General features: G+C 67.9%; 8 protein-coding genes. 2 read left to right on the top strand and 6 right to left on the bottom strand.

What is annotated here, in order from left to right; genetic code table 11:
* Positions 1–293: 293 nt before the first annotated feature.
* A complete protein-coding gene (gene tyrS / locus NM961_RS15015; RefSeq protein WP_255915219.1) occupies positions 294–1,505 on the bottom strand; it encodes a tyrosine--tRNA ligase in 1,212 nt (403 codons plus the stop codon).
* A 337-nt stretch (positions 1,506–1,842) separates the two neighbouring features.
* On the opposite strand from tyrS, the gene NM961_RS15010 reads away from it, so the two are divergent.
* Both NM961_RS15010 and NM961_RS15005 read left to right on the top strand, forming a co-directional pair.
* A complete protein-coding gene (locus NM961_RS15010) occupies positions 1,843–3,180 on the top strand; it encodes an OapA family protein (RefSeq protein WP_255915218.1) in 1,338 nt (445 codons plus the stop codon).
* Complete coding sequence (locus NM961_RS15005) at positions 3,177–4,295, top strand: anhydro-N-acetylmuramic acid kinase (RefSeq protein ID WP_255915217.1); 1,119 nt, start codon at positions 3,177–3,179, stop codon at positions 4,293–4,295. Before NM961_RS15010 ends, NM961_RS15005 begins: the two co-directional genes overlap by 4 nt.
* On the opposite strand, the gene NM961_RS15000 is transcribed toward NM961_RS15005, so the two are convergent.
* From NM961_RS15000 to NM961_RS14980, 5 genes are all read right to left on the bottom strand, one after another.
* Positions 4,280–4,570 carry a hypothetical protein gene (locus tag NM961_RS15000; RefSeq protein WP_255915216.1) on the bottom strand — a complete coding sequence of 97 codons (291 nt, stop codon included), beginning with the start codon at positions 4,568–4,570 and terminating at the stop codon, positions 4,280–4,282. The two genes, NM961_RS15005 and NM961_RS15000, sit on opposite strands and share 16 nt — an antisense overlap.
* A 251-nt stretch (positions 4,571–4,821) precedes the next feature.
* Positions 4,822–6,081 (bottom strand): AmpG family muropeptide MFS transporter, encoded by a 1,260-nt coding sequence (locus NM961_RS14995; protein WP_255915215.1) that lies wholly within the window; start codon positions 6,079–6,081, stop codon positions 4,822–4,824.
* Entirely contained in the window at positions 6,078–6,848 is a 771-nt protein-coding gene (locus tag NM961_RS14990) for an exodeoxyribonuclease III (RefSeq protein WP_255915214.1), read from the bottom strand. Before NM961_RS14990 ends, NM961_RS14995 begins: the two co-directional genes overlap by 4 nt.
* 78 nt (positions 6,849–6,926) lie before the next feature.
* Complete coding sequence (locus NM961_RS14985; protein WP_255915213.1) at positions 6,927–7,994, bottom strand: efflux RND transporter periplasmic adaptor subunit; 1,068 nt, start codon at positions 7,992–7,994, stop codon at positions 6,927–6,929.
* Between the two features lie 24 nt (positions 7,995–8,018).
* Positions 8,019–11,123, bottom strand: a complete 3,105-nt coding sequence (locus NM961_RS14980) for an efflux RND transporter permease subunit (RefSeq protein ID WP_255915212.1) — start codon at positions 11,121–11,123, stop codon at positions 8,019–8,021.
* Positions 11,124–11,435: the final 312 nt, after the last annotated feature.

Genomic DNA, 11,435 nt, shown 5'->3' with positions numbered 1-11,435 from the left:
CAACCCACTCAACCCTCCGCACAACCCGCCTGAATCTTCCGATCCAGCCTCCGCTTCCAACGTCCGTCTCAGCGAAGGGGCGCGAATCGTACATCGGTTTTTCGTTTCGTCAAGCCGCCGGTCTGATTTATTTTCAGACCCGCTTCCCAACCCCTCAAAACCGCTCCAATCCGCTGCGAATCTTCCGATTCGCCCCACTTCTCCAAGGCGCTCGCCTCTGCGAAGGGGCGCGAATCCTAACATCGGTTTTCGATTGCGCAAGACCCCGCGCGAAAAATAATTTCGCCGGCAGTTCAGGACGCGATCAGACGCACGCGCGCATAGCCGCGCTTGCCCAGCTGCAGCAGGTGTTCGCCGCCGGCGTTGAATATCCGCCCCGCGTCTTCAACCACTTCCCCATCCACACGCACAGCCCGCTCATTCACCTTGCGCGACGCCTCCGAATTGCTCGGCGCCAGGCCGGCGGACTTGAGCAGGGCGCCAATACGCAACCCCTCGGCCGGCACGGCTATGTCCTGCACCACCAGGTCGGTAGGCACGCCGCCGCCCTGGACGATCTTGTTCCAGTGGCGAATCGCCGCCTCTCCGGCCGCCGCGCCGTGGAAACGCGCGGTGAGTTCGCTGGCCAGCTCCATCTTGTAATCGCGGGGATTGACCTGCCCGGCCGCAACCGCCTCGCGCATGGTCTTGATGTCGGCCAGCGACTTGGCGAAGGACAGCAACTCGAAATAGCGCCACATCAGATCGTCCGACAGGCGCATGACCTTGCCGAAGATCTCGTTGGGCGGCTCGTTGATGCCGATGTAGTTGCCCAGCGACTTGGACATCTTGTTGACGCCGTCGGTGCCTTCCAGCAAGGGCATGGTCAGCACGATCTGCGGCGGCTGGCCGGCGTCTTCCTGCAGCTGGCGGCCGACCAGCAGGTTGAACTTCTGGTCGGTGCCGCCCAGCTCCACGTCGGCGCGCAAGGCAACCGAGTCGTAGCCTTGCACCAGCGGATACAGGAACTCGTGGATCGCGATGGCCTGTTCGCTGCGGTAGCGCTTCTGGAAATCGTCGCGCTCCAGCATGCGCGCAACGGTGTGCTTGGCGGCCAGCTTGATCATGTCGGCGGCCGACATCTGGCCGAACCATTCGGAATTGAAGCGCACCTCGGTGCGCGCCTGATCCAGCACCTTGAACACCTGGTCGGCGTAAGTCCTGGCATTGGATTCGATATCGGCCCGGCTCAGCGGCTTGCGCGTGACGTTCTTGCCGGTGGGGTCGCCGATCATGCCGGTGAAGTCGCCGATCAGGAAAATGACCTGATGGCCCAGGTCCTGGAACTGGCGCATCTTGTTCAGCAATACGGTATGCCCCAGATGCAGGTCCGGCGCGGTCGGGTCGAAGCCCGCCTTGATGCGCAGCGGGCGACCCAGCTTGAGGCGCGCCTCCAGGTCTTCACGCTTGATGATTTCCTCGGCGCCGCGACCGATCAGGTCCAACGCCTCCTGCAACTGGCTCATGCTGTATCTCCGGTTCCTGCTGGCCGAACCCGCGCGCGCGGCCCGACGCGGGGCCGTCCAGGTTCATAAAAGTGGGGGTTTCTGGGGGTCGCAGTTAATTATTCGTTAACCAGCCAACCCCTTGCAAACCCGCGCCATTACTGGCGTTGACGGGGTTTGAATCGGTTGGCTATGGTACGTGCCGTTTGATTGGAATGCGACCGTGACCGACACCCCGCCCGCCCACCATTCCACCCGCCGCGCCAGCCGCCGTCTGGCCCTGCGGCGTCGCGCACTTCGCAAACATTTCCAGTTTTACTCGAAGTGTAAGAATTGGGCCCTCGCACAGAACGTGTCGGTGTCGCCGATCTCCTGGCGGCGCGAGCACTGGGTGCTGGCCAGCGTAGCGGTGGCGCTGACCGTGATCGTCGGCACCATCATGCCGACCTGGGCCAACGCGATGCGGCGCGACGAAGCGCCCAGCGTCACCACCCTGTCCCTGCCGCTGCCGGCGCTGAGCGCCGACCAGACTTCGGCCAGCGACCGCGCCCTGGCAGGCCTGGCCGCCGCCGGCATGGTGCCGGGCATGGAAGGCAGCGAATGGAAGGTGGTGATCGTGCGCGCCGGCCAGTCGCTGGCGGACATCTTCCACGAGCAGGGCCTGTCGCCGACCGAGCTGCAGCGCCTGGTCGACGCCAATATCGACAACGGCGCGTTCCGCCGCATCCATCCGGGCGACGAATTCGCCATCCGCAAGGACGGCGAAGGCCGCTTGGCCGCGCTGCGTTTCGATCGCGACGATCACACCCGCGTGGTGCTGCGCATCGACGCCAACGGCGTGCACAGCGAAATCGCCGAGCGCGCACTGGAGCGCCGCGTCCACGTCGCCCACGGCAGCATCAGGAGTTCGCTGTTCGAGGCCGGCGACGCCGCCGGCATGACCGATTCCATGACCCTGAAGCTGGCCCAGGCCTTCGGCTACGATATCGACTTCGCCCAGGACCTGCGCGTCGGCGACAGCTTCACCGTGATCTACAACGATGTCTACCGCGAAGGCGAGCGCCTGCGCGACGGCGACATCCTCGGCGCCACCTTCATCAACGGCGGCCGCCGCTTCACCGCGTTCCGCTACGAGGACGCCGACGGCACGGTTTCCTTCTACAGCGAGGAAGGCCGCCCGCTGAAGACCTCCTTCCTGCGTACGCCGGTGGAATTCACGCGCATTTCCTCGCGCTTCTCCGCCGGCCGCATGCACCCGGTGCTGGGCCGCATGCGCGCGCACAAGGGCGTGGACTATGCCGCCCCGACCGGCACGCCGATCTACGCGGCCGGCGATGCGAAAGTGGAGTTCCGCGGCGTCAAGAACGGCTTCGGCAATGTGGTCATCCTGCAGCACGGCGGCCAGTACAGCACCGTCTACGGCCACATGTCGCGCTTCGCTCCCGGCCTTTCCGCCGGTCAGCGCGTGCGCCAGGGCCAGCTGATCGGTTACGTCGGCATGACCGGCCTGGCCACGGGGCCGCACCTGCACTACGAATTCCGCCTCAACGGCCAGCACCGCGATCCGCTGACCGTGACCCTGCCCAAGCCCGAGCCGCTGCCGGCCGCCGAACTGGCCAAGTTCAAGCAGCTGACCCAGCCCATGCTGGCCCAGCTCAAGCGCTACGAAGATCCGCGCCTGGCTTCGGTCAAGTGAGTGACAGCGCCGGGCTGTATCTCGGCCTGATTTCCGGCACCAGCGCCGACGCCATCGACGTGGCCCTGGCCGCGTTCGATCCGCAGCCGCGGCTGATCGCCGCCTTGGCCGTGCCGTATCCGGCGGCGCTGCGTCCGCGCGTGCTCGCGCTGGCGCGCGAGAAGGCCGAGATCAATCTCGACGAACTCGGCACGCTGGATGTGGAGCTGGGTCACGCCTTTGCCGACGCCGCGCTCGCGCTGTTGCAGCGCGAAGGCATGGCCCCTGCCGCGGTGCGCGCGATCGGCTCGCACGGCCAGACTGTGCGCCACAAGCCCACACTGGCCGCGCCGTACACCTTGCAGCTGGGCGACCCCAACGTCATCGCCGAGCGCTGCGGCATCACCACGGTCGGCGATTTCCGCCGCCGCGACATCGCTGCCGGCGGCCAGGCCGCACCGCTGGTGCCGGGCCTGCATGCGGCGCTGCTGGCCGATCCGGCGCACGAGCGTGTGGTGCTCAATCTCGGCGGCATCGCCAATATCACCGTGCTGCCGCGCGATCCGCGGGCGCCGCTGCGCGGCTTCGACACCGGCCCGGCGAACTGCCTGATGGATGGCTGGTCGCTGCAGCAGCGCGGCCTGGGCTGCGACGAACGCGGCGAATGGGCCGCCACCGGCACGGTGGACGAGGAACTGCTAGCGCAGATGCTGGCCGAGCCGTATTTCCACCAGACCGGCCCCAAGAGCAGCGGCCGCGAAGTGTTCAACCAGGATTGGCTGCAGCGCCAGCTGGGCCAGCGCCGCCTTGCCGCCGTGGATGTACAGGCGACCTTGCTTGCGCTGTCCGCGCGCAGCGTGGCCGCGGCCATACGCCGCGACGCGCCCAATGCGGAACAAGTGCTGGTCTGCGGCGGCGGCGTGCACAACACGGCGCTGATGAAGGCACTGGCCGCGGCCCTGGCGCCGGTACAGGTCGCCAGCACCGCCAGTTGTGGCGTCGATCCGGACTACGTGGAAGCCATGGCCTTCGCCTGGCTGGCGCGCCAGCGCCTGCTCGGCCTGCCCGGCAACCGCGCCGATGTCACCGGCGCGCAGGGGCCGCGGGTGCTTGGCGCGATCTACTTCGGCGCCTGATCCTCCGCCGCGTCGTCGACGAACAGCGGCCGCCCGGCGACACGTTCGAACGCTTCCAGCGCAGCGCGGAATGCCGCGGTCTCGGTGGATTCCCAGGTGCCCGACAGCATGGCGATATCGTGCAGTTCGCGGCGCGCTTCCTCCGGGCCCAGGCCAACGCCGCGGCGCAAGGCGTAGAGAATCGCCTCGTTGAGCGACCACTGGTGCTCGCGCGCAATCTCCTTGATGCGATCGGCCAGGGCCTCGTCGATATGGCGTACAAGAATGTCTGGCACTGCGTCCCCGCCGTTTCGTGGTCAGATTCGGCCCCTGCCTGAAAGATTGTCGCAGCATGTGGCGGCAATTTCAGCAGCAGCGCGCGGCGGCGGCCGGTTAGCAATGTCGAAAAAACCGCATCGGCCGGCGTACGGGTGACACAACATCCCGCTGACGGGCGCTACATTTGGGTCAAAGTTCCGATAACACGACGCGCGCCAGTAATCGCCGCAGCGGCGCGCGACCACGCCGCACTGCCATGCACTTGACCCTAGGCGCTGCGCACATCCAGCTCCGTGATGCGCCGGCGCAGCAGCCAGACCATGTACAACCCGGGAATCGCCGTGAACACGGTGGTGACGAAGAACGGGCCCCAGCCTATGGAATCCACCACCGCGGCCGCAGCCGGCCCGAGGTAGACGCGGCCCACCACCGCCAGTGCGCTGAGCAGGGCGAACTGGGTCGCGCTGTAGCGCTGGTCGCACAGCGCCATCAGCAGCACGCCGAACGCGGTGGAGCCCATGCCGCCTATGGCCTGGTCCGCCAACACCACCAGCACCAGCGCCGGCACATCGGGGCCGGTCAGGGTGAGCCAGGCGAAACCGAGATTGGTCAGCGCCTGGGCCGCGCCGAACACCAGCAGTGCGGGCAGCAGGCGCAGGCGCAGCAGGATCCAGCCGCCGGCGAGCGAGCCGGCCAGGCCGGCGGCCAGGCCGACGAACTTGTTCACGCTGCCGACCTCGGTCTGGCTGAAGCCCACGCCGCGCAGCAGGAAGGTGGTCGACAGCGCGAGCGAGAACGCATCGGCCAGCTTGTACAGGATGATGAGCGCGATCCAGGCCAGCACATCCTTGCGCTTGAAGAACGCCGCCAGCGGCTCGACCACGGCGTTGAGCAGGTTGCGCGGCGGCGCGACCTGGGCCGCGTTGGGCGAGAACAGCGTCCCCAGCGAAGCAAGCAGCATCAGCACGGCCATGAGCTGATAGACCAGCGGCCAGCCCAGCTGGTCGGCCAGGATCAGGGCCAGGCCGCCGGACGTCAGCATGGCCAGGCGATAGCCCGACTGGGTCAGCGCCGAACCCCAGCTGCGCTGTTCCGGCGTGACCAGCAGATCGGTGCGGTGCGCATCGAAGGCGATGTCCTGCGTGGCCGAGAACACCGCCAGCGCGACCCCGAGCAACACGATGGCGTTCATGTCGCCGCGCGGATCGTACAGCGACATGCCGAACAGGCAGGCGGCGCAGGCCAGCTGGCAGAGCAGGATCCAGCCGCGCCGGCGGCCCAGCAGCGGCACGGCGTAGCGGTCGACCAACGGCGCCCACAGCCATTTGAGCACGTAGGCCTGGCCGATCAGCGTGGCCCAGCCTATGGTGCTGAGCTTGAGTCCCGACACGGTGAACCAGGCCTGCAACGCGCTGCCCGACAGGGCCAGCGGCAGTCCGGAGGCGAAGCCCAGCACCGCAATCATCATCACGCGGCGCGAATACCAGGCTTCGGCCTGCGGCGGCACCGCGTCGGCGGCGGTGCTCAAGCCGTGTAGTCCACGGTATACGGCGCGTGATCGGAAAAACGCGGATCGCGCAGGATCTCGCAGCTCTTGAGGCGCCCGCGCAGGCCGGGCGTAACGACCTGGTAGTCGATGCGCCACCCCACGTTGTTGGCATAGGCCTGGCCGCGGTTGGACCACCAGGTGTAGTCCTCGGCCTCGGGCCTGAGCACGCGGTAGCTGTCGACCCAGCCGCGCTCCAGGAACAGCTTGTCCAGCCAGGCGCGCTCGGCCGGCAGGCAGCCGGAGGTCTTCTGGTTGGACGACCAGTTACGGATGTCCTTGCGCGTGTGGACAATGTTCCAATCGCCGCAAATTACATAATCGCGCCCACTCTTCAGCCAGGCGTCGAAGATCGGCGTGATCCAGTCGATGCACTTGAACTTGAACTGCTGGCGCTCGTCGCCGGAGGAGCCGGACGGAAAATACAGCGAGACCACGCTGAGATTGCCGTAGCGCGCCTCGATGTAGCGGCCTTCCTCGTCGAAATCGGGCCAGCCCAGCGCCGTGAGCACCTCGTCGGGCTGCTGCTTCGAATAGATGGCCACGCCGCTGTAGCCCTTCTTGCTGGTCGCGTCGCGGTAGTAGCTGTGGAAGCCTTTGGGACGGAACAGCGCGTCGCTGAGCTGGTGTTCCTGCGCCTTGGTCTCCTGCAGGCAGACCACGTCGGCCTTGTGCTTCTCCAGCCAGCCGTAGAAACCCTTGCTGGCCGCCGAACGGATACCGTTGGCGTTGAAACTGACAATACGCATCGCTGACCCCGCTGCGGCAAAGGCTTGAGGTTAGCGAGCGCCGCGCGGCGCGCCAAGCGCCGCGCGGCGCAGCCGGCTTCAGCCTTCGACCACGCGCACGGCCTGGCCCGGGCTCAGGCGTTCGGCGCCGCGCACGATCACCTTGTCGCCGGGACTCAGCGCGCCGGTGACCTCGACCAGGGCGTCGCGCGCCGCGCCGGCGCGCACTTCGACCTGCTCGGCGGTGTTGTCCGGCTTGACCCGCATCACATAGGTATGCGCCTCGCGCAGCACCAGGGCATCGCGCGGCACGGTCAGCGCGGTTTCGCTGCCGTTCTCGGGCAGGGCCACCTCCACCGCGGTGCCGACCAGGGCAAAGCCCTCCGGCAGGCTCACGCGCAACTCGAACTGGCGCGAGCGCTCGTCGCCGACCGGCACCACCGCGCGCACGCTGACCGGCTGGATCGCGCCGTGCAGGCGCACCTGGATCTCCTGCCCGGCCTTGACCTGCGGCGCCAGCGCCAGCGGCGCCTGCACCCGCGCTTCCAGCCGCTCGGTGTCGACCAGATGCGCCACGGCGGCGCCGGTCTGCAGGTATTCGCCGCGCTGCACGAAGCGTTCGCTGACCACGCCGCTGAACGGGGCGCGGATATCGGTCTCGGCCAGATCGTGCTCAATGCCGCGCAGCTCGGCCTCGGCCCGGGCCAGCGCCTGTTCGGCACCTTCCAGGCTGGCGCGGGCTTCGTCGAGCTGGGTCTGCGCCACGGCATTGCCCGGCGCCAGCTTGGCCAGGCGCGCCATCTGCGTCCTGGCCAGGTCGCGCTGGGCGCGGGTCTGGCCGGCGCCGGCGCGGATCTGTTCCAGGCGCAGACGCAGCGCGACGTCGTCGAGCTTGGCCAGGCGCTCGCCCTTCTTCACCACGCTGCCGACTTCGGCAATCTCGATCACGCGGCCGGCCGCCACGCTGGCGATGCGCGCATCGTCGCGGCTGACCACGCTGCCCGGTACCCAGCGCATGGGCGCGAGCTTGGCCGCGGTGGCCTCGGCCACGGCCACGGTGGCCGCCGGCGCCGCTGGCCGGGGTTTGTCGGGTTCTGCCGCCGTGGTCAGCGCCGCGGGCGCGGCGGCGAGCAGGCTCAGGAGCAGGACTAGCGGTAGGGTCTTCATGGCTCTCTCCGGAAAATCGTTCTTTCAGGCCGCGCGCGGATAGCTGGTGTCGCGCACGACTTCGGTCTTGCCGCCTGCCGGCCGGCGCTCGCGCCGCCACTGGCTCAGGCGCATCAGGCTGGGCATCAGCAGCAGCGAGAACACCAGCGCGATCACCACGCCGCCGACATTCACCGCGGCCAGGCCGCGATAGATCACGCTGCCCGGGCCCGGGTTCACCGCCATCGGCAGCGCACCCAGGGCGCCGGTCATGGTCGAGGCGAGGATGGCGCGCAGACGCTGGTTGAGGCTCATGCGGATGGCGTTTTCCAGGCTGTGGCCGTCGTTCTGCGCCTCGCGCGTCAGGTCGACCAGCAGGATGGCGTGGTTGACGATCACGCCGATCATCATGACGAAGCCGATCATCGACAGCAGATCCAGCGGCTGGAACGCAAACAGGCCCAGCACGCGCAGGCCGACCATGCCGCCGATCAGCGCCAGCGGCACGGTCAGGATGACGATGACCGCGTCCTTCAGCGACTTGAACAGCGCCGCCATGATCAGCAGCAGCACCAGCAGGGCGAGCAGGAAGTTCTCCGTCATGGTGGCGACGATTTCTTCCAGGCGGTCGGCACTGCCGGCCATCTGCACGGCGCCGTCGGGTTCCAGCGCCTCGCGCAGCTTGGGCACGACTTCGCGGTTGAGCGTGGCCAGCGCCTCTTCCAGCGACAGCGTCGCCGGCGGATCTATGGTCAGGGTGACGGTGCGGCGGTGATCCAGGCGGCGGATCACGGTCGGGCCCATGGTGGTCTTGAGTTCCACCAGGTCGCCCAGCGGCACCACCTGGCCCGAAGGCGTGACCAGCGGCGCTTCGGCCAGCTGTTCCGGCGTCTGCCCGGCGTTGGCGCGCAGGATGATGGGCACGCGCGTCTCGCCGTTGAAATACTCGCCCAGCCAGGCGCCGTCGCCGACCGTGCGCACGGCAGTACCGACCGAGCTGCGGTCCCAGCCGGCTTCGGCGATACGGCGGTCGTTGGGCACGGCGTGCAGTTCGGTCTGCACCGAATCGGTGTTCGGGAAGGCCTGCACGTTGGCGCCGGGGAAGGTCTTCTCCAGCAGCTTGCGGCCGTCCTCGGCGGCGCGTTCCAGCTTCTCGGTGTCATCGCTCTGCAGGTGCATCGCGATCGAGCGCGCCGAGCCGCCGAAGCCGCCGAACAACTCGCCTTCCGCGGCGAAGGCGCGCGTGTCGGGCAGGCCGACGATGACTTCCTCGCGGATGATCTTTTCCAGTTCTCCAATGCGCGATTCGTCCACCACGCGCGCGCCGATGGTGCCGCCGCCGGGCCACAGCTGCAGGTAATAGTTCTTCAGCTGCGGCTGCTTCTGGCCGCTCATGTAGGGCTGCAGGCGTTCGAGGATCTTGCCGCCGATCTCGCGGTCGACCGCTTCCGGACTCATGCCCGGCGGAAAGCTGAAGTTGGCGTCGATCGCGGCGCGCTTGACCGGCGGCAGATAGTCCAGCCGCGGCAGGAACACCCAGCACAGGATCAGCGGCGCGATCAGCAGCGCGACCACCCAGCCGATCTGCTTGGCGGGCGTATCGGTCCATTTCAGGATTTTCTCGGTCAGCGCCGGCCAGCCGTCGCCGAAGCCCGAAGACAACTTCTTGGCCTTGAGCCAGCCGCCGGCCGCGGCCGGCAGCACGGTCAGGGCGACGACGATGGAGATGGCGACCGAGATGGAAATGGTCAGGGCGAGGTCGGCGAAGATCTGCCCTTCCACGTCCTGCAGGAACAGCACCGGCAGGAAGACGGCGATGGTGGTCACGGTGGAGGCGAACAGCGCCGGCACGACCTGCTTTGCGCCGGCCAGCGCGGCCTCCACCGGCGTCATGCCCGATTCCTTCAGCCGGATGATGTTGCCCGAGACCACGATGGCACCTTCCACCACCATGCCGACGGCGAAGGCCAGGCCGGCCAGCGAGATCACGTTCAAGGTCCTGCCGGTCAGGTGCAGCACGATGAAGGTGGCCAGCAGGCAGATCGGGATGGAGGTGGCGATCAGCAGCGTGGCGCGGCCGTCGCGCATGAACCACCACACGCAGATCAGCGCCAGCAGCGCACCGACGATCAGGTTCTCGGTCAGCAGATAGACCGCTCGGTTGATGAACAGGCCCGCATCGAAGGACTGCTCTATGCCCAGGCCCTTGGCCTTGAGCGGACCGTCGCGCAGTTCGCCGACCACGCGCTTGACCTCGTCCAGCGTGCCCAGCACGTTGGCGCCGCTCTGGCGCAGCACCTGCAGGCCGATGGCCGGATTGCCGTTCTGGTAGACGATGAAGCGGCGCTCCGGCGCGCGCACTTCCACCGTGGCCACATCGCCCAGCTTGATCGGCCGGCCCTCGCGCCAGGCCAGCACCAGTCCGCCGAGCTGGTCCGGCGTGTAGCGGCCGATGAAGCGCAAGGTGTATTCGCGCCGGCCCACTTCGACCTGGCCGCCGGAAACGTCGGTGGCGCTGGCTGCGCGCGCGGCGATGTCGGTGATGGAAACGCCCATGGCCGCGGCCTTCTGCAGGTCGACGGTGATGCGCACCTCGTCCGGCGGGCCGGCATTGACGTTGACGCCGGCCACGCCGGGCACGGCTTCCAGCCGCGGCCGCACCGTGGCATCGATGAATTCGCGGTAGTCGTGGATGGTGCCGGGCGAGCCCGGCAGCAGTTGCACGAAGAACCAGGTCAGCGACTGGTTGGCGCCGCCGTCGCCCATCTGCACTACCGGCCGGTCCGCGTCGCGCGGCAGCGGCGGCAGGCGGTTGAGCCGGCCCAGCACTTCGACCAGGGCATTCTTCATGTCCGTGCCGATGGCGAAAGTCAGGTTGATGTTGCTGCCGCCGGTGCCGGCGTTGCCGTCGAGCTGTTCCAGGCCGGGCAAGCCCTGCAGCACCTGTTCCTGTGGCTCCAGCAGCTCGGATTCCACTTCCACCGGCGAGGCGGCGCGCCAGTTGGTCTGGATGAAAATTTGCGGACGCTCGATATCCGGGAACAGCTGCAGCGGCAGCTGCTTGAGGCTCAGAAAGCCAAAGACGCAGACCATCAGCACGGTCACGCCTACCGCAATCGGATTGCGCAGTGATGTTTCGATCAGTTTCATATCGGCTCCCGCCCCGGCGCTGCTGCCGGCGGCCCTCTTCCCGCGCAGATTCGCGCCAGCGTGTTCTCGTGGGATGCACCGAAGGTCACAGAGGTTGCGCGGCCTGCGCCGAAAAGCGGAATCGGCACGCCAGACTGAAGCGGAATGTTGCCGAATTGCGCGGCGTTCACGGGCCTGTGCGTCAAAAAAGCGCCATCTGCGCCGTTCAGCAATGCGAAATCGCGCCGCCGCGGGGCCGGCGGCGGAAATTCCTACGCTCGCCCGGCCTGGGCATAATTGCGCCCCGTTCCCGCCAGCCGCCGCCGCGCCGTG

Origin of the sequence: Tahibacter harae (genome assembly GCF_024437735.1) — a bacterium.
In the GTDB taxonomy this organism is placed as follows: domain Bacteria; phylum Pseudomonadota; class Gammaproteobacteria; order Xanthomonadales; family Rhodanobacteraceae; genus Tahibacter; species Tahibacter harae.
The sequence above is the reverse complement of the archived record's forward strand: the minus strand, read 5'-3'. Positions and strand labels throughout refer to the sequence as shown.

Excerpts from the sequence above, each read along its gene's own strand:
- tyrS (WP_255915219.1), bottom strand. The coding sequence starts at position 1,505 with ATGAGCCAGTTGCAGGAGGCGTTGGACCTGATCGGTCGCGGCGCCGAG.
- NM961_RS14985 (WP_255915213.1), bottom strand. The coding sequence starts at position 7,994 with ATGAAGACCCTACCGCTAGTCCTGCTCCTGAGCCTGCTCGCCGCCGCG.
- NM961_RS14980 (WP_255915212.1), bottom strand. The coding sequence starts at position 11,123 with ATGAAACTGATCGAAACATCACTGCGCAATCCGATTGCGGTAGGCGTG.
- NM961_RS14990 (WP_255915214.1), bottom strand. The coding sequence starts at position 6,848 with ATGCGTATTGTCAGTTTCAACGCCAACGGTATCCGTTCGGCGGCCAGC.